The 22976-nt window shown below is 59.5% G+C and carries 23 protein-coding genes; 9 read left to right on the top strand and 14 right to left on the bottom strand.

Annotation, left to right across the window (positions count from 1 at the left end; all coding sequences use genetic code 11):
- Positions 1 to 3 precede the first annotated feature (3 nt).
- Complete coding sequence (locus GS424_RS12725; RefSeq protein ID WP_160942688.1) at positions 4 to 396, top strand: (deoxy)nucleoside triphosphate pyrophosphohydrolase; 393 nt, start codon at positions 4 to 6, stop codon at positions 394 to 396.
- Positions 397 to 422: 26 nt separating this feature from the next.
- On the opposite strand, the gene GS424_RS12720 is transcribed toward GS424_RS12725, so the two are convergent.
- Entirely contained in the window at positions 423 to 3338 is a 2916-nt protein-coding gene (locus GS424_RS12720) for a DEAD/DEAH box helicase (RefSeq protein ID WP_160942689.1), read from the bottom strand.
- Positions 3339 to 3563: 225 nt separating this feature from the next.
- Here GS424_RS12720 and GS424_RS12715 point away from each other — a divergent pair, with 225 nt between their 5' ends.
- Positions 3564 to 4553 (top strand): diaminopimelate dehydrogenase, encoded by a 990-nt coding sequence (locus tag GS424_RS12715; protein ID WP_160942690.1) that lies wholly within the window; start codon positions 3564 to 3566, stop codon positions 4551 to 4553.
- Positions 4554 to 4656: 103 nt separating this feature from the next.
- Here the strand turns inward: GS424_RS12715 and GS424_RS12710 are convergent, their stop codons facing one another.
- Complete coding sequence (locus GS424_RS12710) at positions 4657 to 4980, bottom strand: helix-turn-helix transcriptional regulator (protein WP_160942691.1); 324 nt, start codon at positions 4978 to 4980, stop codon at positions 4657 to 4659.
- A 225-nt stretch (positions 4981 to 5205) separates the two neighbouring features.
- Between GS424_RS12710 and GS424_RS12705 the strand changes: the two genes are divergently transcribed.
- From GS424_RS12705 to GS424_RS12695, 3 genes are all read left to right on the top strand, one after another.
- Positions 5206 to 5451: a helix-turn-helix transcriptional regulator gene (locus GS424_RS12705; protein ID WP_160942692.1), complete on the top strand. Its 246-nt coding sequence runs from the start codon at positions 5206 to 5208 to the stop codon at positions 5449 to 5451.
- A 111-nt stretch (positions 5452 to 5562) separates the two neighbouring features.
- Positions 5563 to 6177: a cytochrome c3 family protein gene (locus GS424_RS12700; protein WP_160942693.1), complete on the top strand. Its 615-nt coding sequence runs from the start codon at positions 5563 to 5565 to the stop codon at positions 6175 to 6177.
- Positions 6178 to 6220: 43 nt separating this feature from the next.
- On the top strand, positions 6221 to 7963 hold the full coding sequence (locus GS424_RS12695) for an FAD-dependent oxidoreductase (RefSeq protein ID WP_160942694.1): 1743 nt from the start codon (positions 6221 to 6223) through the stop codon (positions 7961 to 7963).
- Between the two features lie 71 nt (positions 7964 to 8034).
- Here GS424_RS12695 and GS424_RS12690 read toward each other — a convergent pair whose 3' ends face one another.
- The 4 genes from GS424_RS12690 to GS424_RS12675 all read right to left on the bottom strand — a co-directional run bounded on the left by GS424_RS12690 (position 8035) and on the right by GS424_RS12675 (position 11788).
- Positions 8035 to 8445 carry a peptide deformylase gene (locus GS424_RS12690; protein WP_160942695.1) on the bottom strand — a complete coding sequence of 137 codons (411 nt, stop codon included), beginning with the start codon at positions 8443 to 8445 and terminating at the stop codon, positions 8035 to 8037.
- Between the two features lie 58 nt (positions 8446 to 8503).
- The gene (locus GS424_RS12685) at positions 8504 to 8746 is read right to left on the bottom strand and encodes a translation initiation factor 2 (RefSeq protein ID WP_160942696.1); all 243 of its coding nucleotides are present in this window, start codon (positions 8744 to 8746) and stop codon (positions 8504 to 8506) included.
- Between the two features lie 149 nt (positions 8747 to 8895).
- Positions 8896 to 10323, bottom strand: a complete 1428-nt coding sequence (locus tag GS424_RS12680) for an amidophosphoribosyltransferase (protein WP_160942697.1) — start codon at positions 10321 to 10323, stop codon at positions 8896 to 8898.
- Positions 10324 to 10444: 121 nt separating this feature from the next.
- Positions 10445 to 11788 carry a Na+/H+ antiporter NhaC family protein gene (locus GS424_RS12675; protein WP_154333743.1) on the bottom strand — a complete coding sequence of 448 codons (1344 nt, stop codon included), beginning with the start codon at positions 11786 to 11788 and terminating at the stop codon, positions 10445 to 10447.
- A 133-nt stretch (positions 11789 to 11921) separates the two neighbouring features.
- Between GS424_RS12675 and GS424_RS12670 the strand changes: the two genes are divergently transcribed.
- Positions 11922 to 12929, top strand: coding sequence for an asparaginase (locus GS424_RS12670; RefSeq protein WP_160942698.1), 1008 nt, complete (start codon positions 11922 to 11924; stop codon positions 12927 to 12929).
- Here the strand turns inward: GS424_RS12670 and thpR are convergent.
- From thpR to GS424_RS12655, 3 genes are read right to left on the bottom strand one after another with little or no spacing between them, the layout of a single operon-like run.
- Positions 12926 to 13480 carry an RNA 2',3'-cyclic phosphodiesterase gene (thpR, locus tag GS424_RS12665; protein ID WP_160942699.1) on the bottom strand — a complete coding sequence of 185 codons (555 nt, stop codon included), beginning with the start codon at positions 13478 to 13480 and terminating at the stop codon, positions 12926 to 12928. The two genes, GS424_RS12670 and thpR, sit on opposite strands and share 4 nt — an antisense overlap.
- 9 nt (positions 13481 to 13489) lie before the next feature.
- The gene (locus GS424_RS12660) at positions 13490 to 14353 is read right to left on the bottom strand and encodes an aldo/keto reductase (protein WP_160942700.1); all 864 of its coding nucleotides are present in this window, start codon (positions 14351 to 14353) and stop codon (positions 13490 to 13492) included.
- A gap of 26 nt (positions 14354 to 14379) precedes the next feature.
- The gene (locus GS424_RS12655; protein WP_160942701.1) at positions 14380 to 14712 is read right to left on the bottom strand and encodes a winged helix-turn-helix transcriptional regulator; all 333 of its coding nucleotides are present in this window, start codon (positions 14710 to 14712) and stop codon (positions 14380 to 14382) included.
- A gap of 104 nt (positions 14713 to 14816) precedes the next feature.
- Between GS424_RS12655 and GS424_RS12650 the strand changes: the two genes are divergently transcribed.
- Together GS424_RS12650 and GS424_RS12645 are read left to right on the top strand one after the other, a co-directional pair.
- Positions 14817 to 15692: a radical SAM protein gene (locus tag GS424_RS12650; protein ID WP_160942702.1), complete on the top strand. Its 876-nt coding sequence runs from the start codon at positions 14817 to 14819 to the stop codon at positions 15690 to 15692.
- 9 nt (positions 15693 to 15701) lie between these two features.
- Positions 15702 to 16565 (top strand): radical SAM protein, encoded by an 864-nt coding sequence (locus tag GS424_RS12645; RefSeq protein ID WP_160942703.1) that lies wholly within the window; start codon positions 15702 to 15704, stop codon positions 16563 to 16565.
- Here the strand turns inward: GS424_RS12645 and GS424_RS18070 are convergent.
- From GS424_RS18070 to GS424_RS12625, 5 genes are all read right to left on the bottom strand, one after another.
- Positions 16537 to 16671 (bottom strand): hypothetical protein, encoded by a 135-nt coding sequence (locus tag GS424_RS18070; RefSeq protein ID WP_268891945.1) that lies wholly within the window; start codon positions 16669 to 16671, stop codon positions 16537 to 16539. The genes GS424_RS12645 and GS424_RS18070 overlap by 29 nt on opposite strands.
- Positions 16672 to 16675: 4 nt before the next feature.
- Positions 16676 to 17095: a peptide deformylase gene (locus GS424_RS12640; protein ID WP_160942704.1), complete on the bottom strand. Its 420-nt coding sequence runs from the start codon at positions 17093 to 17095 to the stop codon at positions 16676 to 16678.
- A gap of 535 nt (positions 17096 to 17630) precedes the next feature.
- Positions 17631 to 18869 carry a 5-methylcytosine restriction system specificity protein McrC gene (locus GS424_RS12635; RefSeq protein WP_160942705.1) on the bottom strand — a complete coding sequence of 413 codons (1239 nt, stop codon included), beginning with the start codon at positions 18867 to 18869 and terminating at the stop codon, positions 17631 to 17633.
- A gap of 1 nt (position 18870) precedes the next feature.
- Positions 18871 to 20607 carry an McrB family protein gene (locus tag GS424_RS12630; RefSeq protein ID WP_160942706.1) on the bottom strand — a complete coding sequence of 579 codons (1737 nt, stop codon included), beginning with the start codon at positions 20605 to 20607 and terminating at the stop codon, positions 18871 to 18873.
- A complete protein-coding gene (locus tag GS424_RS12625; RefSeq protein ID WP_160942707.1) occupies positions 20604 to 21491 on the bottom strand; it encodes a DNA adenine methylase in 888 nt (295 codons plus the stop codon). The genes GS424_RS12630 and GS424_RS12625 overlap by 4 nt, the downstream gene beginning before the upstream one ends.
- 120 nt (positions 21492 to 21611) lie before the next feature.
- Between GS424_RS12625 and GS424_RS12620 the strand changes: the two genes are divergently transcribed.
- Positions 21612 to 22919 (top strand): site-specific DNA-methyltransferase, encoded by a 1308-nt coding sequence (locus tag GS424_RS12620; RefSeq protein WP_218958858.1) that lies wholly within the window; start codon positions 21612 to 21614, stop codon positions 22917 to 22919.
- Positions 22920 to 22976 lie beyond the last annotated feature (57 nt).

The raw sequence follows: 22976 nt of genomic DNA, 5'->3' as shown, positions 1-22976 counted from the left end.
GACGTGAAAACGATTCAGGTTGTTGCAGCCATCATCAAGAAAGATGGCAAGATTCTGGCTACGCAGCGTGGTTACGGCGACCTTGAAGGAGGTTGGGAGTTTCCTGGCGGAAAAGTCGAACCGAACGAAACGCCTGAGGAGGCTCTCGTTCGCGAGATTGAAGAGGAATTGCGAACGCGTATCGAGGTTGAATCGTATCTTACGACCGCCGAACATGATTACGAGAAGTTTCACTTGAGCATGCGATGCTACGTCTGCTCGCTTGTCGAGGACCATATGGTCCTCACCGAACATCATGCGGCGCGCTGGCTCGATGGCGAGACCATCGATTCCGTAGCATGGCTTCCGGCCGATATCCAGGTGGTCGAAGCGATCAAAGCGGCGAACCTCGTATAAGACGTGGCTCGCCGCTTTCGAGTGGGCTATTGGTCCAAATCGCTTGTGAGGTAGTCGTATAGGTCTGCTCGCACCGGCTGGTCGAGGCGGTAGGTGATCTCGACGGCCGAATTAGTGGTGTTAGGCATCGTGAAGAGGCGGTACGTTCCACTTGGGGCGATCTCCCCAAGGAAGTAAAACTCCTTGCCTCCGTCTTTGTCGTCCTTGTTCTTGCGAACGAACAGGTACGAGCGCATGCCGTTTCCGGGCCACGCTTGCAGGCGTTTGATTTCGGGGGATTGAAGCGTTCTCGGTGCTTTCGAGATGGCTATGAGCTCGCGGTCCGATACGAACCGGTCTTCGTATCGGATGGTGTCGCTAATGCTCGGGTCTTTGTCGTAATTGATGAAAACGGGAAAGGTGTTCGTGCCTTCGTCGTACTTATATCCGCTGATGATCTGGCCGTTTACATCCTTTTCCCAATTGAGCAGCCTGCAGACGTCTTCGTACGTGTACTTGGCGTTAAGAACGAAGCTCGTGTCGCGATACGGCTCGCCGTATAGCGATGCGTTTCTGGAGATGCCAAAATCGATTGCCTCGAGAACCTGGCGCTTGAACTCCTCCTGGTTGAGCGAAGCGGCGAATTTCGCATTCAGCAGGTATCGTTCTCCGTCGAACGCAATAAGAGGTTGTCCGGACGACGAAAAGCTTCCGGAGAGCACCCGGCAGGCGGATTCGACGGTTCGTTGATTCGTCGATCGCCCCGTTGCCTCGAAGATGGCCTCGAAAAGGCATTTGGTGGGTAGCTCCGAATTGCTCATGAGCTCTTTCATGAGCAGAAGCTCTTCGATGCGCTTTCCATTCGCTAGTTTCTGAGAAATGAATTTCAACGCGATGCATTGTGCGTCATCGAAAACGGTAGCGTATCGAGGCTCGTAGCGCTCGAGAAAAGCATGGTATGAGCCGAACTTCGCGAATATGCGTTGAGGGTCGATCGACTCGTTCTCGTCGAAATCGAACAAGGTGGGAATGCGACCGAGCATTTGTTTCAGATGCTCGTATTCCTCGCGAATGAGTTTGACCCCGTTGAAGCTGCCGTCGTCGATGGAGCGGAAAATGCGCGTTTCGGATACGCGATCGAAATTGATGGTTGAACAGCCGGGTATGATGGTCGAACCCTCTTTTACGAATGCTCGCAAACTGTCTTTGTTGTACGTGCGATCTCCCGATAATGCGATGGGGATGAAATAGTTCTTCTGGTAATTGCCGATGAAGTCGAGGACGAGCGTGTACTCCTTTTCTTCGGCCTTTCTCAATCCGCGGCCGAGTTGTTGGATGAACACGATTGCCGATTCCGTTCGGCGAAGCATGATGATCTGGTTGACGGAGGGTATGTCGATCCCCTCATTAAAAATGTTCACGGAGAATATGTATTCGATTTCTCCGTTCTCGAGCCGGAGGATGGCGTCGTCGCGAACCTTGTCCGAGTCGTTTCCGCTCAGCGCCATCGTTCGGTATCCCAAAGCATTGAGCTCTTTCGACAGGGCAGCCGCCTCTTCGTTCTTATTGCAGAAGATGAGCCCCCTTCGGTTCTTCTTGTCCACGGAGTATGCTTCGATTTTCTCGGCAATGTGACGCGCGCGCTCCTGGGAGCAGAGCATGGCGAAGAGCCGCGGATCATCGACGACTTCGTCATCGATGAGCAAGTCGGCGATCCCGAAGTAATGGAAAGGTGCCAGCATGTCGTTTTCAAGTGCGTCCTGCAGCGTGATGCGATATGCTATAACGTGATTGAACAGGCTGTACACGTCGTAGCCATCGGTTCTGTCGGGAGTTGCAGTCATGCCGAGGAAAAAGGCAGGCGTAAAGTGATCCATGATGGCTCGGTAGCCATCCGCGCCGCTGCGATGCGCCTCATCGATGATGATGTAGTCGAATTCGTTAGGATCGAATTCGACAAGGTGCCTCTTAAGCGTTTCAACCATGGCGAATGTGCATTGCGCGGTTGGCTTGGCCGAGCCGGATCCGTATGTCTCATAGGTGTAGCGATCGCCGAGGACCGTTTCGAAGCTCTTTTTCGATGCATCGAGAATACGCATTCGGTGAGCGACGAACAACACGCGTTGAGGTTTGGTTGCGAGAACGTCGAATGCTGAGAGGTAGGTCTTGCCGGTCCCTGTCGCGGATATCAACAACGCTCGCGGTTCTTCGCGATCATGCAGCTCGTCAAGCGCTTCGAGCGCATGCTGCTGCATGCTGTTCGGAACGACGGTCGATTCGCCGTCGGCACTAAGAACCGTTTGTCCAGCTTTGAACGTGCTCCTGCGAGTGCTCTTAGGAGCGTCTTCCTTTGCGTTGTATCGTTCGTATTCGCCGATCCATGCTTCGGTGAGGTTCGTCGTGACGGCATCGCTCCAGAGATTCTCGAACTCTTTGCACGCGGATTTGAGCATTTCTCCGTTGGCGTACGAATGGAAGAGCACGTTCCATTCCTTATTGCAGGTGAGGGCGGTTTGCGTGCAGTTAGAGCTGCCGATGATGACGGTGCTCAGCTCCCCCTTGTTGAAGAAGTAGCCTTTTGCATGCATATTGCCCTGGTAGACGCGCGTTTCGATATTCGGAAACTCGAGGAGTTTTCTCAGCGCTGCCGGACTGTTGAAATTCAGGTACGTGGAGGTGAGAAAGCGCCCGGGAATACCATTGTCACGCAGCTCGTTGAGCACTTCGATGAGCGCTTGCAAACCGCCATCCGAGATAAAGGCGACGGAGAAGTCGAAGCTTGCGCACGATTTGAGCTGGGTTTTGATGACCGAAAGCAGGTTGGTGGCGGATCTTTGATCGTTCGCTATGATGCGTGGGTTGAGAGGGCTGTCCGATCGTTCGGTTTCTTTTCCCGAGTCGATGTAGCTCGCGTGGAGACACTGCTCGAAACTGACGATCGCATAATCACGAGGATCGGCCAATGCTAGCTTCTTTCGTCGGGGACACTACCGTTTCAGTATACTCGAGCTGGACTTCGATGAGTATCCGGGTTCGGGACATCCCGACGCGTTCCTCCCGCCACGTTTCCAAAAGATTTCAAGGGCGTGGGGCTTTGTTGAAGTTGACCTGCGCGCGTTGACGATGCGGGCGGTGTCCGTGCATCATTGACCCATACTTTTTCGGAACATCACGGTGAGGAGCGGCACATGACGAAAACGCGCGTCGGCATATTCGGATACGGCAACCTCGGGCGCGGCGTGGAGCTGGCCTGCAGGCAGAACGACGACTTGGAGCTGGTGGCGCTGTTCACGCGCCGCGACCCGGCGAAGGTGGTGCCGGCCACCGCGGACGTGGCGGTGTACGCCGCCGACGACCTGGCGGCGCATGCGGACGACATCGACGTGCTCGTCCTGTGCGGCGGCAGCGCGAACGACCTGCCCGAGCAGACGCCGGCGTGCGCGAGCCTGTTCAACGTCGTGGATTCGTTCGACACGCATGCGAACATCCCCGCCCACTTCGCGCAGGTGGACGCCGCCGCGCAGGCGGGCGGCAAGGTGGCCATCATCTCGGCCGGCTGGGATCCGGGCATGTTCTCCATCGCGCGCCTGTACGCCTCCAGCGTGCTGCCCGACGGTCGCGACTACACGTTCTGGGGCCGCGGCGTCTCGCAGGGCCACAGCGACGCCATCCGCCGCATCGACGGCGTGGCCGACGCGCGCCAGTACACGGTGCCCGTCCCGGCGGCGCTCGAGGCCGTGCGCAACGGCGAGAACCCGCAGCTGACCACGCGTCAGAAGCACACGCGCGAGTGCTTCGTCGTGGCCGAGGAGGGTGCCGATCTGGCCGCCATCGAGCAGGCCGTCGTCGAGATGCCGAACTACTTCGCCGACTACGACACCACGGTGACGTTCATCTCGCAGGAAGAGCTCGACCGCGATCATGCCGGCATCCCGCACGGCGGTTCGGTGATCCGCTCGGGCGCGACCGGCGAGAAGGGTGAGCACACCCACGTGGTGGAGTACTCGCTCAAGCTGGATTCGAATCCCGAGTTCACCGGCAGCGTGCTCGCGGCCTGCGCCCGCGCCGCGCATCGTCTGAGCCGCGAGGGCGTCGTGGGCTGCAAGACGCTGTTCGACATCGCGCCGGCCTACCTCTCCGCGAAGAGCGACGAGGACCTGCGCGCCGAAATGCTGTAACTGCGCGGATCGCGCGCCTGCACAGGCGTTGCAAAGGGCCCCGAGGGTACGATTTCCCATCGTCCGCTCGGGGCCCTTCTTTTTTCTGGGGGGGGGGAGGGGGTCAGGGGCGGGCGTCTCGATTCCTGCTCATGAGCCGCGCCGATTCCGCCAAAACGGCATGCCCTTCGTCGTCCATCGCGTCGTAATACCTCTCAAGAGCGGCACGGTGGGGGTCCTCCGACGCCGGCGCGTGCACGAGCCCCGCGATCTCGTCGATGGTGCAGTTGAGCGCGACCGCGCAGTTGTACGCCTGCTCGAGGGTCATCTTCGTCGTGCCGGTTTCCCATGATTTGTAGGTGTGCCTGTTAACGCCGATCTTATCTGCGAAAACGTCCCTGCTCTTGTATCCGGCGAGTTTCCTCAACCGCATCAATTGGAGATCCATGATGTCTTTCCTTCGATCGGCGAATGAGCAAATCATACAAGGAACGTGTCGAATGTTCAATTTACTTGGATGTTTTCGCTTGACATAGATACATATGCTATCTATTATGCTCGACAATAGGTATGTAACCTATCCGTTACATCTACCGAGAGCGTATGGACATCCGCTTGTCGTCGGGCCTCGTCGTTTGCCTGGCAACAAGACGTTCGGATGGAAAGGGACGAGGTGGCAGGCTACAGCAACAAGGCGTTCTCACAGCGCCTGGAGGCGAGACGCGTCGAGGCGAAGCTGTCGCTTGAGGGCCTCGCCACCGAATCGGGCATTGCATCCGGTTTGATCGCTCGCTACGAGGCGGGACAGGCCACGCCGGATCTGGAGACGGCCTATACGCTCGCATTGACCCTCGGGTGCGGCATCGACGATTTGGCGGGTTTGCCGTTGCCGAGGGAGCGTGGACGATCTCGCACTTGAACCGCCGACGTTGCAGCGACCCTGCGGCAAGCCCATCCCTCCCTTCCGAGCTTGCCGCAGGGGTCCGAAAAAGAGGCGCGAAACAAGGGACGGAATCGAAAGGGGCGGTTCATGGGGAAGACGAATGCGCGTTTGCGACACCTTGTATTGGGTTTGGCGGTTGCGGCGGCTGCGGTGCTCGTCGGTTGCGCGCCGCAAGCGAATGACGTGGCGGGAGGCGGCAGCACCGGTCAGGACGAACCCGCTGCCGTCGATTTCTCCTGGTCGCAAGAAGCGGATTGCGCGATGTGCCATGCGGCGGAATCGGCGTCCATGGAGGATGCATCCTGTCAGGCTGCGATGCACGAACAGCAAGGCGTGCCGTGCTCGGGATGCCATGCGGACGAAGCGGGGCTGGCAACCGCTCACGAAGGGGCCACGACCGCATCTTCCGCCCCTGTGCGCCTGAAGTCGACTTCGATCGACGAGTCGACGTGCACGAGCTGCCATGGGGACCGTGCGGCGCTTGCCGTCGAAACGGCGGAGAGCGCTGCGCTCGTGGATTCGCAAGGCACGACGGCGAATCCGCACGAGCTTCCTTCGTCGCCGGACCACGACGGCATCGCTTGTTCCGATTGCCACCAGATGCATGTCGCCGGCGCTGCGGGCGAGCTTGCCAAGAAAACCTGCATCGCATGCCATCACGAGGACGTATTCGAGTGCGGAACCTGTCACGAGGAACAATAGGCGGGTAGAGGGCCTGCTTGTTGCATAAGGAAAGGGGAGCATCATGGAACATGCGGTATCGAGGAGAGGGTTTCTGGCGGGCGCGGCACTTGCTGCTGCGGGAGTTGCGGGTGCGGGCCTTGTCGGCTGTTCGGACGGTGCGTCGGCCGCAAGCGGCGCATCCGCCCCGACGTCGTCCGCTATTCCCAGCGCATGGGACGAGGAAGCCGAGGTCATCGTCGTCGGCGGCGGCGTAGGGCTGGCGGCCGCTATCGAGGCGGCCGACGCGGGCGCGAGCGTCGTCCTCCTGGAAAAAGGCGACCATACGGGAGGCTTGTGGATGACCGCCGGCGGCAGCTGCACGATGGGCGGCAACAACGTCGTGCAGCAGCGCGACGGCGTCAAGGACGACGACGAGGCGTGGTTCGAGGCGGAGATGTACAGCTGCGAGTACCGCGGCAACGCCGAGATCATGCGCATGCTCGTCGAGAAGGGCGCCGATACGGTGAAGTGGATGGAGGATCTCGGCATCGTGTGGGCGCCTATATCCGCAGGCGTGCTGGGCGGCGATGTCAAGCGCGGTCTGGCTCCGGATGTCAACCCCGGCGTGTACGAGGGCGGAAAGGGCACGCCGAACAGCGGCATCTGCTGGACGCAGGTGTGGGAGAAGAAGCTGGGCGAGCTCGAAGTGCCCATCAAGCTCGAGCATCGCATGACGCGCGTGTACCGCGAAGCCGACGGCCCCGTCGTGGGCGTGGAGGTCGAAACTCCCGAGGGGACCAAGAACTTCAAGGCGACCAAGGGCGTGATCCTCTGCACGGGCACGTGGACCGACAACGCCCATATGGCAGCCGGATGGGATCCGCGCATCGTCGGGCCCGACACCTACGGCGACGGCGGCGTGCCTGCCGAGAACCTGCTGTACGTCGACAGCTCGGGCGACGGCCATATCGCTGCATCGAAGATCGGCGCCGCGTTCGCCGACATGTCGTTCGTGTCGTATCTGTACCTGTTCTTTGGCGCGCGCTCCTACTGGGGTTGGGGCGAAGACCCGGTCGATTGGACGACGAACGAGAACTACGCGGCAGGCAAGGGCCTCTCCCGCAAGCCGGAGCTGTACCAGAAGCCGATCATCGTGAACGGGAAGGGCGAGCGCTTCGTCAACGAGGCGTCGGCTGCCGACGAGATTCCTGCCGGCCGAGGGGCGCTCTCCGAGAATCCCGAGATGCCGTTCATGGAGGCGTACTTGTCGCTCGAGCAGCCGCGCAACGTGTGGATGGTGGCGGATTCGACGACGGCCGAGGAGTTGAAATGGCCGATCGACGAAATGAGCAAGCCCAACCCGAAGACGGGCAGCATGTTCGATCCCGCATGCCTGGCCATCGCCGACACGATCGACGACTTGGCGAAGCAGATGGGCATCGACGCGGCGGCCCTCAAGGCGACCGTCGACCAGTACAACGCCGATGCCGATGCGGGCGAGGACTCGGCGTTCGGCAAGCCCGGCCCCCTGAACAAGATCGCGACGCCGCCGTTCTACGGCGCGAAGGCGAGCCTCATCCGCCACACCCAGCGCAACGGCGTGCGGGTGAACACGAAGTCGCAGGTGATCGATGGCTGGGCGGCGATCGACAACCCGCTTGAGCCTGCCGCTTCCATCGACGACGAGCCGGTGATCCCTCATCTGTACGCCGCAGGCGAGTTGGGCGACGCGCTCGGCTGGCGCCGCGTGCACAACTCGCTCGGCCATTACACGACCGCCGCCCGCAACGCCGGCGCGAATGCCGCGAAGGAGACGGAGGCGTAGCGCGTCTCGCGAGTACTATCCCGCTTACGAGGGCCGGCCGCATCGCATCCGATACGGCCGGCCCTTTCTCGTCAGATCAAAATGCCGTTGCAGTGGTCGATCTCGTGCTGGATGATCTGGGCGGTGAATCCCGTGAACGTTCCGGTGCGCGGCTTCATGCCGAGGTCCTGGTAGCGCACCTTGACGGTGCGGTAGCGCGTCGCGGTCCGTGTGCCCGCAAGCGACAGGCAGCCCTCCTCGGCGGGGTAGGCGCCCGCCTGCGACACGATCTCGGGGTTCAGCATGACGAGGTAGGAGCCGTCGTTGTCGAAGGCGATGATGCGCTTGAGCTGGCCGATCATGTTCGCGGCCATGCCCACGCAGGAATGGCGGTGAGCCTCCAGCGTGTCGAGCAGGTCCTGCGCGATGGGCAGGTCGGCCTCGGCAGCCGGCGCCGATGGGCGTTGCAGGACCAGCTCGTTTCTCATGATAGGACGAATCATCGCGGTGCGCCTCTCCGGAATCGCGGATGTTTCCTGCGATTCTACCATGCGCCCGCCGTCACAGGATCGCCGCAGCCAGCGCAGCGAGGGCGAACAGGGTGCCGAACGCCGCCGCGACGACGCGCTCACCGGAGGTGAGCTCGAAGCCGACGCCGCGCATGCCGTCGAGTCGGCGGGCCTTCGCATGACGGGGGCTCGGCTTCTCGCGCAGCAGGCCGCCGGGGATGACCCGGACCTGCACGGGTTCGGCCGTGCGCTCGTGGGCTCCGCGGATCTGCTCGGCGTGGGCTGCGCTGCTCATAGGGTTCTCCTTCGTTTGCTTTGTTCTCGTACCGTGCAGGATACCGGAGGACCGAGGGTCAGCATGTCCCACTAAAGGTACAGCGAAGCGAGCGTAAAAAAGCCCGACGGACTATCCGCCGGGCTGATCACACGAGGTGGAGCGAGCGGTTATTCCTTACCGGTCCAGCAGTACGTGCACACCTTCTCGGGATCGATGCCAATGGCTTCCAGCATGCCGTCGAGCGACTGGTAGCCCAGCGAGTCGAAGCCCATCTGCTCGCAGATGGAGCGCAGCATGCACTTCCCGCGCTCGGTGGAGCCGTCGGCGTACTCGTCGAGGTGCTGCGCGCCCTCGTCGCCTTCCAGCTGGTGCACCATGCGGCGCGAGAGCAGCTCCATATCGGAGCGGCTGCTGGAGAAGCTCAGGTACTTGCAGCTGAACATGATGGGCGGGCAGGCCGAGCGCATGTGCACTTCTTCGGCGCCGCACTTGTACAGGAAATCCACCGTCTCGTGCAGCTGCGTGCCGCGCACGATGGAGTCGTCCACGAACAGCAGCTTCTTGTCGCTGATCAGCTCGGGGATGTGGATTTGCTTCATCTTCGCCACGCGGTTGCGCACCTCTTGGTTGCTCGGCATGAACGAGCGCGCCCACGTGGGCGTGTACTTGATGAACGGGCGCGCGAAGGGGGTCTTGCACTCGGTCGAGTAGCCGATGGCGTGGGGCACGCCCGAGTCGGGCACGCCGGCCACGTAGTCCAGCTCGGGGATGCCGCCGTCGCCCGCTTCGTCGCGCGCCATGATGGCGCCGTTGCGGTAGCGCATGACCTCGACGTTCACGCCCTCGTAGTTCGAGTTCGGGTAGCCGTAGTACACCCACAGAAACGCGCAGATCTTCATCTTGTCGCCGGCGGGGGAGATGGTGCGGTACTCGTCGGGATTCACCAGCACGATCTCGCCGGGTCCCAGCTCGTACTCGTCGCGGAAGCCCAGCTTGTGGTACGCGAACGACTCGAACGAGATGCAGAAGCCGTCGTCGCTCTTGCCGATGAGCACGGGCAGGCGGCCCATCCGGTCGCGCGCGGCGATGATCTGGCCGTCCTGGGTGATGATGAGCAGCGTGAGCGACCCGTCGATGGATTCCTGCGCGTGCTTGATGCCGGAAACGAAGTCGTCCTTCTGGTTGATGAGCGCGGCGACCAGCTCCGTGGTGTTCACCTTGCCCGAGCTCATGGCCATGAACTGCCGTCCGCCGCTGGCGAAGTTGGCTTCCACCAGCTCCTCGGCGTTGTTGATGGCGCCCACGGTGGTGATGCCGAACGTGCCCAGGTGGGAGCGCACGAGCAGCGGTTGCGGATCGGTGTCGCTGATGCAGCCGATGCCGCTGCAGCCGTGGAAGCCCTGCAGGTCGTCTTCGAAGCGCGTGCGGAACGGGGTGTTCTCGATCGAGTGGATCTCGCGCTGGAAGCAGCCTTCCTCGGCGTCGTGGAAGATCATGCCCGCGCATTTCGTTCCCAGGTGGGAGTGGTAGTCCACGCCGAAGAACACGTCCAGCACCACGTCGTGATGTGCTGCCGCCCCAAAGAATCCGCCCATTGCTTGCCTTTCGTCGTGCCTGCTGCTCGTCCGTGCCAACAAAGGTTTCAGTATACGGCTCCGAGCGGTCCGAAGGAACCAAACGCGCGCACGATTCGCGGTTTCTGCACGATCGCGGGCGTCACTTCTGCTGGTCGGCCTTGTCGGGCACCAGGAATATGAACACGAGGGAGCTGATCAGCAGTAGGAACGGGTAGAACAAAAACGGGATGATCTGGAACGCCGACACCGCGAAGCCCAGCTCGGCGGCGGCCGAGATGGCCACGAGCATCTGCGCGCCGTAGGGCAGGATGCCCTGGAACACGCACGAGAACGTGTCGAGCAGCGACGCCGTCTTGCGCTTCGAGATGCCGTACGTCTTCGCCATGTCGGCCGCGATGGGGTTCGAAATGACGATGGCCACGGTGTTGTTCGCGGTGGCGATGTCCATGGCGCCTACGAGCAGGCCCATGCCCAGCTGGCCGCCCTTCTTGCTTTTGAACAGGCTCTTGATGCCGTTCAGCAGCGCGACGAAGCCGCCGTACTCGCGGATGAGCGCGCAGATGGCCGACACCAGCAGCGCCACCATCGTCGTCTCGAACATGCCCGCGGCGCCCGAGCCCATGTTGGCCAGCAGGTCGGTGGCGGCGGTGGCGCCCGTGGCCACCATGATGATGGAGCCCGACAGGATGCCCAGCAGCAGCACGATGAACACGTTCACGCCGATGATGCCGCCGACGAGCACGATGAGGTAGGGGATGAGCTGGACCAGGTCGTACTCGTGCACGACGCTGCCGCCGAGATCGGCGCCGAACGACAGCACGAGGATGACTGCGAGCGATACCAATGCCGCCGGCAAGGCGATCTTGAAGTTCTCGCGGAACTTGTCCTTCATCTGGCATCCTTGGCCCTGGCAGGCCGCGATGGTGGTGTCGGAGATGAACGAGAGGTTGTCGCCGAACATGGCGCCGCCCATGACGCTTGCCACGCACAGCGGCAGGTCGAAGCCCGACGCGGCCGACACCGCCACGGCGATGGGCGTGATGAGCGTGATGGTGCCCACCGAGGTGCCCATCGACAGCGACACGAAGCAGCTGACCACGAACAGCACCGCCACGGCGAACTGCACGGGGACGACGGAAAGCAGCAGGTAGGCCACGCTTTCAGCGCTGTCGCGGCCCACGGTGCCCACGAAGATGCCGGCCACCATGAAGATGAGCACCATGGTGACGATGGTCTTGTCGCCCATGCCGCGGCCCATGATGACGAGCTTGTCGTCGAAGGGGAGCTTGCGGTTCTGGAAGCACGCCACGAGCAGCGCGAGCAGGAAGATCACCACGACGGGGATGCTGTAGAACCCCATGGGAATGCCCATCCCGTACTCGAACAGAACGCCGAGCCCCAGGTAGCATACCAGGAACACCCCGATCGGCAGCAGCGCTTTGACGTTGCCCTTCTTGGCGGTTTCGGTGGTTTTCTCCTCCATGTTCGCCCCTTCTTACCTTCGGTCGTTACGTGCGGTTTCCCATGATACCGCAAGGCGGGCGCGATGGGGGCCGGGGCGCGCGCTCCGAATGCTACACTGTGTCCGGAACGGATGAGCGGAGGAAAGCGACGACATGAAGAAGATATTGCTGGTGGCGACGGGCGGGACCATCGCGTCGGTGGAGGACGGGCGCGGGCTGGCTCCGGCGCTCGGCGGCGAGGAGCTGGCGCGCTACGTCCCCGAGATCGAGGGGCTGTGCGACTTCGACGTGGTGCAGCCCATGAACATCGACAGCACGAACATGCGCCCCATCGACTGGATGCGCATCCGCGACGAGATCGTGGGCGCCTACGACGCCTACGACGGGTTCGTGGTGCTGCACGGCACCGACACGATGGCCTACACGGCCGCCGCGCTGTCCTACCTGGTGCAGGGCAGCCCGAAGCCCATCGTGCTGACCGGCTCGCAGCAGCCCATGGCCAGCCCCTTCACCGACGCGAAGCTCAACGTGTACCAGAGCCTGCTGTTCGCTTGCGACGACCGCTCGTGCGACGTGTCCGTCGTGTTCGGCGGCGCGGTGATCGCGGGCACGCGGGCGCGCAAGCAGCGGACGATGAGCTTCAACGCGTTCACCAGCGTGAACTTCCCCGAGATCGCGCTCGTGCGCGGCGGGCGCGTCGTGCGGGCCGGGGCGCCGGTCACGTGCGCGGGCGGGGGCGGAGCGCCGCGCGTGTACGACCGGATGAACGAGCGCGTGTTCGTGCTCAAGCTGACGCCCGAGATGGACCCGAGCATCTTCGACCTGCTCAAGCGCGACTACGACGCCGTCATCCTGGAGACGTTCGGCATCGGCGGCATCCCCGACTACGGCGACTACCGCCGCGCCATCTTCGACTGGGTGGACTCCGGGCGCACGCTCGTCGTGACCACGCAGGTGCCCGAGGAGGGCTGCGACCTGGGCGTGTACGAGGTCGGCCGCGCGTACGCGGGGCACCGCGGCATCCTCAAGGGCGGCGACATGACCACCGAGGCGCTCGTGGCGAAGACCATGTGGGTGCTCGGCCAGACGAGCGACCCCGACGAGGTCCGCAACCTGTTCTACCGCGTGGTGAACCACGACCGGGCGGTGGAGGAAGACTAGGCGCCCTCGCCCCCGGCGCGACCGGTGCCGAGGCGCACCGTGCGCAGCGGCTGGTAGATGGCGCCCGCGCGGTCGAGCGTGCTCTTGTACAGCGTGACGTCGACGGCTTCGTCGTCTTGGGGAAACGCCAGATGGGGCAGGCCGACGTGCGGGATGCGGGCGCGGCGCGCGAGCGTGAGGTGCGCCTTGAACGGCTTGGCGTCGAACGGCACGTCGCGGTCGCGCAGCTCGTCGCGAAGGCGCGCTGCCAGCTGCTCGAGCTCGGGCGCGGGGGCGATGCCCAGCCATAGGGTCGCGTCGCTTGCGCGACCGAATTTCCCCAGGCCGTCGCTGCGCAGCGGGACGGGGGACGCGCCGGCGCAGGCGGCTTCCAGCGCGTCGGTCGCGGCGGCGAGCTGCGCCTCGTCGACGTCGCCGAGGAAGGCGAGCGTGAGGTGGTAGGTGCCGCGCGGCAGGAAGCGCCCCTCCATCGACGCGCTCAGCCGGCGGGCGAGCGCGGCCGCGTCGTCGGCGAAATCCGGCGGCAGGTCGAGCGCGATGAACGTCCTCATGCGGCCTCCTTATTCCATGTCGAGCGGCGTCTTGCGCGCAGGCGCGGGGAAGCGGCGGTCGAGCAGCGCGAGGTCGTCGCCGGTGAGGCGCAGGTCGAGCGCGGCGGCGTTGTCTCGGGCGTGTTCGGGCGCGGCGGCCTTGGGGATGGCGACGACGTCGCCCGAGCGGATGGCGAACGCGAGCAGCACCTGCGCGGGCGTGGCATCGTGGCGCGCGGCCACCTCGGCGACGGACGGATCCTGCAGCAGCCCGCGGGCGCGGGCGAGGCGACCGGCCTGCGCGAGCGGGCAGTACGCCATGAGGGGGATGCCGCGCGCGGCCTGCCGGGGCGCGAGGTCGAACTCGATGCCGCGCGATCCCAGGTGGTAGAGCACCTGGTTGACGGCGCACGCGTCGCCGCCCGGCACGCTCATGAGCTCCTCCATGTCGGCCACGTCGAAGTTCGACACGCCCCAGCGGCGGATGAGCCCCTCGGCCCGCAGCTCTTCCATGCAGGCCACCGTCTCGGCGAGGGGCACGTCGCCGCGCCAATGGAGCAGGTAGAGGTCGAGCGCGCCCGTCCCGAGCCGGTCGAGCGAGGCGCGGCAGCTGTCGAAGATGTGCGCGCGCCCGGCGTTGTGCGGGTAGACCTTCGACACGAGGAACAGCCCGTCGCGGTCGAGCGGGGCGATGGCCTCGCCCACGAGCCGCTCGGCGGCCCCCTCGCCGTACATCTCGGCCGTGTCGATGAGCGTCATGCCGCACGCGACCCCCGTGCGCAGCGCCTCGATCTCGCTCGCGCGCCGGGCGGGGTCGTCGCCCATATGCCACGTGCCCTGCCCGATGGCAGGCACGAGCGTCCCGTCGGGAAGCTTCACCGTGCGGTTCGTCATAGGGGGCTCCTTTCCCTCGAGCTTCGCTACCATTCCAGTTCGCGCTCGGCCCAGGCTTTCATCTCTTCCAGGATGGGGACGAACGCGCGCCCGCGCTCGGTCAGCCGGTACTCGACGCGCGGCGGAACTTCTCCGTAGTCGTGGCGTTCGATGAAACCGTCGTCGGCCAGCTCGCGCAGCTGCTTCGACAACGTCGACTCCGAGATGCTCCCGATGCAGCGGCGCAGCTGGCCGAAGCGCGAGACGTCCTTCATGCCAAGGTAGAACAAGATCTCGATCTTCCACTTGCCGCCGATCATCCGTTGCAGCGTTGATACCGCGGGGCATCGCTCCACTTCATCGCCCGACCGTCGTGCCATGCGCATCCTCCGTGTTCGTCCCTACTCCATAAAAAGACAGTACTTCATTCTTCGTAGCTCAAGGAGCATAGTACAGCCGAGCAACGAGGAAAGGAAGGACCATCATGCATTTCACGGGAACGATCTGGCGCCCGCCGTACGAGGCGGGGTCGGCGCTGTTGCAGGTGACGGTGGGGTGCACGCACCATCGCTGCCGCTTCTGCGACCTGTACGACGTGCCGTTCGCGCTGTCGCCCGACGACGAGGTGGAGGCTGACATCGACGAGCTGGCGCGGTTCTCGCCCGGGGCTCGTCGCGTGTTCATCACGGGGGCGAACCCGTTCGGTGTGGCGAACGCACGGCTTGCGCCCATCTTGGAGCGCATCCGCGCACGCATCTCCGGTGTGAGGACGATCGGCGGGTTTGTGCGCATCGGCGATCTGCGCCACAAGTCCGACGAGGATCTCGAGCAGTGGGCGCGTCTCGGCGTGGATGATCTGACCATCGGCGTGGAGACCGGTTTCGATCCGGCGCTCGCGTTCATGGACAAGGGGCACACCGCCGCCGACGAGCTTGAGCAGTGTCGCCGGCTCGACGCGGCGGGCATCCGCTACAGCTTCTTCTATCTGGCCGGCATCGCGGGCGCAGGGCGGGGAGAGGAGGCGGCGCGGGCATCGGCGGAGGTGTTCAGCCGGCTGCGCCCGGTTCGGATCGGCGTGCTGTCCATGACGCTGTTCCCCGCGTCGCGCCTTGCCGAGGATGTGCGTGCGGGGCGGTTCCAGATGGCGAGCGAGGGGGAGCTGCTGCGGGAGATCCGCACGCTCGTCGGCGAGCTGAGGTGCGAGGCGGTGCTGTCCACGGCCCACGTCTCGGACGCGGTGCATGTCGAAGGGCTGCTCCCGCGCGACCGCGAGCCGATGGTGGCGCGTCTCGACCGCGCCATCGCGCAGCTCGATGAGGACGCGCTGTCACGGTACCGCCGCAGCATCCGGTCGTTGTGAGGGGGCGTGATGGAGTTCTCCGGACGCACGTGGCGCCCGCCGTACGAGCGGTACACACCCATCGTCGAGGCCACCGCGGGATGCGCGTGGGGCCGCTGCACGTTCTGCACGCTGTTTTGCGAGGAGCGGTTCTCGGTCGGTCGTCTCGATCGTTTCGAGCGCGATCTCGACGAGGTCAAGCGCTTCGTTCCCCATGCACGCCGCTTGTGGCTCACGGGAGGGAGTCCCTTCCAGATGAGCTTCCGGCAGCTTGAGGAGCGGGCGATGGCCGTATGGGATCGCCTCATCAAGTGCCAGAGCATCGCCATGTTCGCTTCGGTTCGCGACATCGCCCGAAAGTCGGACGAGGAGCTGCGGAGGCTGCGCGCGTTGCACGTGAACGGCCTGACGCTCGGCATGGAGAGCGCGAACGACGAGGTTCTCGAGCTGGCGGGGAAGGGGTACGGCCGCGCGGACGTGCTCGCGCAATGCCGGCGATTGGACGCGGCGGGCATCGAGTACAACCTGATCTACCTGACGGGGCTTGCCGGTCGCGGGCGCGGGAGGCACAACGCGCGCACGACCGCCGAGGTGCTCAACCGGCTGAATCCGCGGATACTGGAGATCAGCTCGCTCGAGCTGATGCCGGGAAGCGAGCTGGCCCGCCGCACCGCAGCGGGGGAGTTCGCGCCGGCGAGCGCGGCGGAGCGGATCGACGAGCTGCGCGTGCTGGTCGAGGAGCTGCAGCTGCGCGTGCACCTGGAAGCGAGCTCGCAGACGAACCCGCTTCCGCTGGTGGGGATGTTGCCGTACGACAAGCCCTTGCTGCTCGCCGCGCTCGAGGAGGGCGCTGCGCGGGCGCGCGCTACCCCCGCTTGGAGCCCTGCCGGCTGATGCCGCCCTTGTGGCCCGATGCCTTGTTCGGGCCCAAGCCGCCGCGCAGGGCGCGGTTGAGCTTGGGCGGCAAGGGGCGCTCGGCGGCGTTCGGTTTCTTGCCCATGCGGCTAGACCAGCTTGCCCTTGCAGTGGTCGATGCCGTGCTGGATGATCTGCGCCGTCCAGCCGGTGAAATCCTTCTTGCGCGGCTTCAGCTCGCCGTCGACCAGCTCGTCGTACCCGACCTTGACGCGGTCGAAGCGCGTCACCTTGGAGTCGGCCTCCAGCGACAGGCACCCCTCGACCGTCTTGAACGCGCCGAGCGCCTGCAACAGGCGCGGGTTGTACATGACGTGCGGCTGATCGTCGTCGTCCAGGTACGCGATGATGCAGGTCGTGGCGCCGATCTGGTTCGCTGCCAAGCAAGCGGCGCCGTCCATCGACGTCAACGTTTCCACGAGGTCGTCCGCCACCTGCGCGTCCTCGGCCGAGGCAGGGGTGCACGCCTGCGAGAGGATGGCCTCGTCCTTTACCAGTTCTTTGATCATGATGCTCCGTTCAAAGATGTCTCGTCGTTCGATGCTTGTCCGAGGATTTTATCACGAAGGAGGGTGCGGGTTGCCGCTGTCGTCGTTTTTGCGCTTGAGCTTGCTGGCGATGCGCGATGCCTTGTCGGCGGCAGCATGGCCGAGCTTGGGTCATATGTATGTGACCACGGTCTCTTTTGCGCTTGATACCGTCGATCCGCCGTTCAGACTCCTTTTACGGTTTCTTTCGCCCCGGCTTACGCCGCGCGACCCTCTTCGATAGTAATTTTGTGCGAACAAACAAAAAGTGTGGGCTTGTGTTCATTTGACAAGAAGGCACTGATGGAGATTGTAATGATGCCGCGCAGCGCGCTACTGAAGATCCGCTTCGCCGAACGAGGGGGGTTAGAAACGCGATCCTGTCATGAGGCATGCAATGAGAATCGTGCCGTTGGCTCATGCAGTTCAGTTACGATGACGTAACCGGATATGCATTTTTCGTGCTTACATTTAAGACTAGCTCGCTCTAGATCCTATGAGCGAGCTGTTGGCTAAATTAGATATTGCTTGGATTGACAGCTTCTAGTGCTTGCATAATTCCTATTGCGTGATTTTCCAAATTGGCAGCGATTGAATAGGAAAACATATTGATTCCAACCGTTGCTACTGCTTTGGGATGATCAGAGATGGTCGTAGGGTACAGTTGCATTGGGGCATCGTCGGGATAGACGAGGATAGAAATAGGGGCTTTAAATGTAGCCGCTGTAGCGATAGCTTGATAAAGATCATCGCGTAAGAGCTTGCTTGTTTTGTACTTTGCATCAATGCAGGCGATAATTTTTCCATTTCTGATTAGCAGTCCGTCAGGCTTTACGCTGCGATTGCATCCCTTTAAAATTCTTCTAGATTTTTGCGTTTCGTAACGGTCGGCGTAATGAGCTTCAGAACAAATCCATTTAAGACAGCGTTCCAATAGGGTCTCCAACATAGGCCAAGGCTCAACAGCGACTTCGACTCCAAATTCCGTGCCGAAGGAGCCGCTTTTAAATAATCCGCCACGAATGAATGCTGAAGCCATTTCCCAAGCTTGTCTGTAGCCGGGCCACTGTTCCGGAAACAATCGTTCAGTGATGGAGCTGTTTGCTGAAAATGATCGAGGGCAATCCGGTCTCATCTCTCTTATCGCACGCTGCAAGTGCCTCTTAGTAGCTGGAGTTACATTCGATGTGAGAATCCGCTCCGCGACGGCGCACATGGCTCTAGAGAACTCATTGTCGGATTTCAATTCGTCTTTGGTTATGTCGAAATGAGCTGGATCGATTGAAGCTCGAGCAATCCATTTGCTAAGATTCAATCGACCAGATAGTTTCGATGAGGAGCGACGCTCTCTCTCGTATGAAAGCATAGGTCCTTCTTTTAGTACGGCCCGATGCAAAAGGTTCGAATATGCCATCGCTAAGACTTCTGTTAAGGTGGGTCGAAAATCCTGCTCCCTGCTGGCCCTTTTTGTTGTCGATATATAAAATCGTGTTTTGGAATCAATGAGCCCTAGCACCGCTTGTTCCCAGGAAGATGCTTGAATTTTTGGAGCAATCTCGATCAGAGTTCCGTCTTTTAAGCTTAAGACGCCAATCATGTTTTGTATTTGAAAGGAATGAAGACTTTCGCAGTACAAGGGGATTGACGGTCTGATGATCGAAGAAGCTTTATCGAGCTCATCACGGAGCTCTTCAACTATTCGTGGATCTTCCAGACCAAGAATGTTTTCGGACTCTCGAAAGCCGTAAAAAGACATCCTATGCTCCGGCTATCATTTTGAATAGTTTGAGTTTGGTCGAGGAATCAAGTATTTCCAGGCGACGCAATCGTAATCGACTTATGCCTACTTTCGTCAAGTCATTTGGAACTTCAGTCCACTCATATGCTAGACCTTCTGCAGTGTCGCCTAGGATGCCGGCAAGGGATTGGTCGTCATCGCGATAATTCATGCGCAGAATTGGCGCTATGCGACTATCCCATTCTGCTGCAATAGAGTCAAGCACGCAGGGGGCGGATTTTGAAATGTGAATATTCCAAAATAGGGACTGTCCCAGCTCGAAATCCTCTCCAGAGATTATTGAAATGCGTTTGTTGATATTTTTCAGCATCTTTACAGCAAGGGCCCCTATCTCTTCAGGCTTGCTGTTCAAGTTCAAGGCTGATAGATTCTGAACGGCCTTTGCGCCAAGGTGTGCTGTGAGCGTTTCGTAATCCGGAGGCATGAACAAAACGGAGAATCGCCTTCTTAGCGCAGAGTCCAATGGCACTGCGCTTCGATCACTAGAGTTCATCGCCCCCACTATCCAGAGGTTGCCGGGTAGGGTAAATTCGTTTCCTTCAAGCCATCTTTCTTCTGTTGCAAGTGTTGCGTCTGCTGGTATGCGAATGCTAAGGCTATCGTACGGCAAAAGAATTGTCTCGACGTCTCTCTTATCGGCATCAAGAAGAGTTAGAGTCTCGCCGAATATTGCCGCAGCGTTCCCTCGGTTGATTTCGTCTAATACTAGAAGCGATGTCTTCAGAGTGAACTGAGAGAAGGCAGCCAATTGCACTAATGGTCCCGCAACAGCCTCCACACCCATGCCGTGTGCTGTTGGTTTTGGGACGAGGCCAACAACAAAGTTTTCGTATGAATAGCTTGGATGGAAAGCTAGGGATTTCGTGGCGCCTCCTGATTCGACGGTGCTCCAATCGGATTGAGTTTCAGTGTCAAAGGTTGTTATCCCATTCGCAATGTAGGTTCTGAGTTTGTTGAGCAGCACGGTTTTCCCCGTGCCCGGAGGGCCAACAAGAAGCAGGTTGGGATTTTTTGATAACAAATCCAGAGCCTTTTTGAACATAGGATCATTAATGTTGATGCCCTTGTCAAATGGAACGCAGGCGGTCATTTTTGAGCGACTGCCTTTTAACTGCGATAGCGCGTTTTGAATAGGGCTGGGTAACCTGGAGATACTTAATTGTTCGAGTCCTTCAGGAGGGTTCTCTATGTAAGTGCGAAGGTGCAGAGTATTGTCTTCGTTGTATAACTTGATGACGAAAAGAAAATAGATACTATCCGTTCTACATGCTTCGAGATTAAACTCTTCGAGTATTTTGTCAGCTTCCAAGGACGACTTGGCTCCAGGGTCTCCCTTGATGACCCTAGGTCCCATAGTCGTTGGATTGGGAGACATCATGAAGCATTCTGGAATATCGCCGGCCGTCCATTTCAAATGAAAACGATCGGAGGACTTTTCTATTGACCCTCGTGTCGAATCTGTTCCGCCAATCCATTTGTATTCTACATTTGTTCTACCATCTACGAGCTCGAAGATGGTTTCGACTTCTAAAGAGTTGGTGGCAAATTGCAGGTAGTCTTTAGTGTAAGTGTTTCCGCTGAATCTTCCGTACACTGCTTTTTGTATTGAAGTTGGCTTCGTCTGGCTGCTCTCGCCTTGCGCGATTGATGGATTGTATTGCCAGATCCAGACACATTCCACTTGCTTCTTGGTCATGCGCTCTCCCCAATGATTAAAGCTTCTGGCGATTCTCTTTCTTCAACTTTTCTCTTGCTTTGTGCGGCAAGAGATCTCGTAGTAGTAAAACGTACGATGTGATACTGCTTAAACAGGTCGCTAACCTCCGGCGTGTCCCTATTGCTCATAAGCCAATGCACGCCTCTGTTAGTAAGATCTTCACAAATGTCAGCTAAATCAATCAGGTCGTTCTGGCTAAAAGGCTTTGCAGTGTACTTGTTGAATTTAGAAGTAGGCTCTCTTTCCTTTTGATTGGTAAGTATTGGCAGATATGGCGGATCGAGATAAACAAAATCCCCCCTCTTCGGCTTTTTCAAAGCTAGCCTGAAGTCCTCGACTTCAATTTCGGCTTTTTGGAGGTTGCTTCCGATTGATTTCATTTCGTCAATCGTAAAACCCCTGAACTTTCTATTTCCCCAAGGAGTGTTCATGGCACCGGTTCTACTATTCTCTCTCCACAAGTGATTCCACGAAGTGCCGTTAAGGTAAAAGAACCGCGCCGCTCGCTCTATCTCACTTGATGGCTCTTTGGCTCTCATCTCGTAGTAAAAACCTTCCGAGTCCCTTTTTATGTACTCGTCGAAATAGGGAAGGAGTTGTACCGGATGAGCTTTCATTATTTGCCAAGCATTAATCAAATTGGCATTGAGATCTGATAAATACGCTGTTCCGCTAATTCTTTTCTGGGCGGCAAAAAAAACAGCTCCTCCTCCTACAAAGGGTTCATAGTAATCGCGTATCTCTAATGGGATGAAAGGGAGTATTCTCTTCAGAAGTCGGGTTTTCCCTCCGGCCCAACGAATGAAAGGTTTCGCTGCTGGAGCTACTATCGCTGAATTTTCGATTACTTTCCTGGTCGACATTATTTACTTCTCCGGTTTCAATGATTTCTTCCTGAAATGAACATGATAATCCGAATAGGTCTCCAATACTGCTAAAATACTGTATTCTACAACTACTTGTTCGGATAGGTGGCGGGTTTCATGGTGGCAATGCGGCATAATAATGACGTCGAGCTTCAATGGCCGAACAAACAGCTTTCTTTGCGTGCTGCAGGCGCAAATTCATATGAATGGATACATCCTCAGGATTCGCGTCTTCAAGGAAAGCCATTTATTGAATTGCTCGGATCGCAATCCCCTTTGACGCATGAAGAGAACATACTTGTTGCAGGGGATGGGCTGGATGCTGTAGAGGCGTTGGCTTCGGAAGAGCTATTTGGTAAAGGGGCAAGGCTCGTATATATCGACCCACCCTTTAATACGGGGAAGGTGTTCAATCAATACGGAGATAATCTCGCTTCTCCAATGTGGTTGTCCATGATGCGTGATAGGCTGTCGGCTATTCGACCGATTCTGGGTGAAGGAGCATCAGTCTGGCTTCACTTAGATGATAGTGAGCTTCATCATGCTCGCTGCATAATGGATGAAGTTTTCGGCGAGAAGGCGTATGTGGCTTCAATAGTTTGGCAAAAGAGAACTACCAGAGAATCTAGATCTGCATTTTCTAACAACCATGACACAATACTTGTATACGCGCCAGAAGGTCCGAAAAAATGGAAACAGCGCAGGAATCTTCTTGTTAAAAATTCGAGCAAACTAATAAACCGCGACAATGATCCCAGAGGGCCTTGGACGGATGCTCCCTTTACCGCGCCCGGCTATCGTTCGGGTCAGCAATATAAAATCGTAACCCCTTCAGGTAAGGTTTTGACTCCGCCAAGAGGAAGGTCGTGGTATGCAACCGAGCCGACGTATAAGCATTTGCTGGAAGATGATAGGATCTGGTTTCCCAAAGACGGCGCAGGAGCACCGAGGTTGAAATTGTTTCCCAATCAGATTCGTGGACTGGTTCCCTTTACTGTATGGTTGTCTTCGGACGTGGGTACAACCGATTCTGCAAAGAAGCATCTTCTGAAACTTTTTCCCGATAAGCCGGTCTTTGACACCCCGAAACCTGAAGAATTGCTCGAGAGTATTATTCATATTGCCACCGACCCTGGTGAGTTAGTGGTTGATTTGTTTTGCGGTTCCGGAACAACGGCTGCTGTTGCGCAAAAGATGCATAGGAGATGGATTGTTGCAGAGAGGAACTATGCAACAATATGCGGCTGTGTAATCCCGAGACTCGAGAAGGTCATTAATGGCGATGACGATGGCGGAGTCACTGAAAAAGTTGCATGGAGGGGTGGCGGAGGGTATCGGGTGGTCAGGGTACCTCCTCGTTTGGGCAGAAAGCCTTCAGCGTCCAAGCTCGATGACGCAATAAAAAAGTCATGCGTTATGATTTAAGCTTGTGCAATGGGGTCATCGTCAGCGTGCGGCATTAGAGAAGGTTTAATATCGCAC

Source organism: Eggerthella guodeyinii (assembly GCF_009834925.2).
Lineage (GTDB): Bacteria > Actinomycetota > Coriobacteriia > Coriobacteriales > Eggerthellaceae > Eggerthella > Eggerthella guodeyinii.
This window is presented reverse-complemented; position numbering and strand designations above follow the sequence as displayed.

Coding starts and splice junctions, on each gene's coding strand:
- GS424_RS12675 (WP_154333743.1), bottom strand. CDS start 11,788: ATGGAGGAGAAAACCACCGAAACCGCCAAGAAGGGCAACGTCAAAGCG.
- GS424_RS12710 (WP_160942691.1), bottom strand. CDS start 4,980: ATGGATCTCCAATTGATGCGGTTGAGGAAACTCGCCGGATACAAGAGC.
- GS424_RS12655 (WP_160942701.1), bottom strand. CDS start 14,712: ATGGCACGACGGTCGGGCGATGAAGTGGAGCGATGCCCCGCGGTATCA.
- GS424_RS12685 (WP_160942696.1), bottom strand. CDS start 8,746: ATGAGCAGCGCAGCCCACGCCGAGCAGATCCGCGGAGCCCACGAGCGC.
- GS424_RS12715 (WP_160942690.1), top strand. CDS start 3,564: ATGACGAAAACGCGCGTCGGCATATTCGGATACGGCAACCTCGGGCGC.
- GS424_RS12635 (WP_160942705.1), bottom strand. CDS start 18,869: ATGTCTTTTTACGGCTTTCGAGAGTCCGAAAACATTCTTGGTCTGGAA.
- thpR (WP_160942699.1), bottom strand. CDS start 13,480: ATGAGGACGTTCATCGCGCTCGACCTGCCGCCGGATTTCGCCGACGAC.
- GS424_RS12670 (WP_160942698.1), top strand. CDS start 11,922: ATGAAGAAGATATTGCTGGTGGCGACGGGCGGGACCATCGCGTCGGTG.
- GS424_RS12630 (WP_160942706.1), bottom strand. CDS start 20,607: ATGACCAAGAAGCAAGTGGAATGTGTCTGGATCTGGCAATACAATCCA.
- GS424_RS12680 (WP_160942697.1), bottom strand. CDS start 10,323: ATGGGCGGATTCTTTGGGGCGGCAGCACATCACGACGTGGTGCTGGAC.
- GS424_RS12650 (WP_160942702.1), top strand. CDS start 14,817: ATGCATTTCACGGGAACGATCTGGCGCCCGCCGTACGAGGCGGGGTCG.
- GS424_RS12695 (WP_160942694.1), top strand. CDS start 6,221: ATGGAACATGCGGTATCGAGGAGAGGGTTTCTGGCGGGCGCGGCACTT.
- GS424_RS12660 (WP_160942700.1), bottom strand. CDS start 14,353: ATGACGAACCGCACGGTGAAGCTTCCCGACGGGACGCTCGTGCCTGCC.
- GS424_RS12645 (WP_160942703.1), top strand. CDS start 15,702: ATGGAGTTCTCCGGACGCACGTGGCGCCCGCCGTACGAGCGGTACACA.
- GS424_RS12640 (WP_160942704.1), bottom strand. CDS start 17,095: ATGATCAAAGAACTGGTAAAGGACGAGGCCATCCTCTCGCAGGCGTGC.
- GS424_RS12700 (WP_160942693.1), top strand. CDS start 5,563: ATGGGGAAGACGAATGCGCGTTTGCGACACCTTGTATTGGGTTTGGCG.
- GS424_RS12625 (WP_160942707.1), bottom strand. CDS start 21,491: ATGTCGACCAGGAAAGTAATCGAAAATTCAGCGATAGTAGCTCCAGCA.
- GS424_RS18070 (WP_268891945.1), bottom strand. CDS start 16,671: ATGGGCAAGAAACCGAACGCCGCCGAGCGCCCCTTGCCGCCCAAGCTC.
- GS424_RS12690 (WP_160942695.1), bottom strand. CDS start 8,445: ATGATTCGTCCTATCATGAGAAACGAGCTGGTCCTGCAACGCCCATCG.
- GS424_RS12620 (WP_218958858.1), top strand. CDS start 21,612: ATGGTGGCAATGCGGCATAATAATGACGTCGAGCTTCAATGGCCGAAC.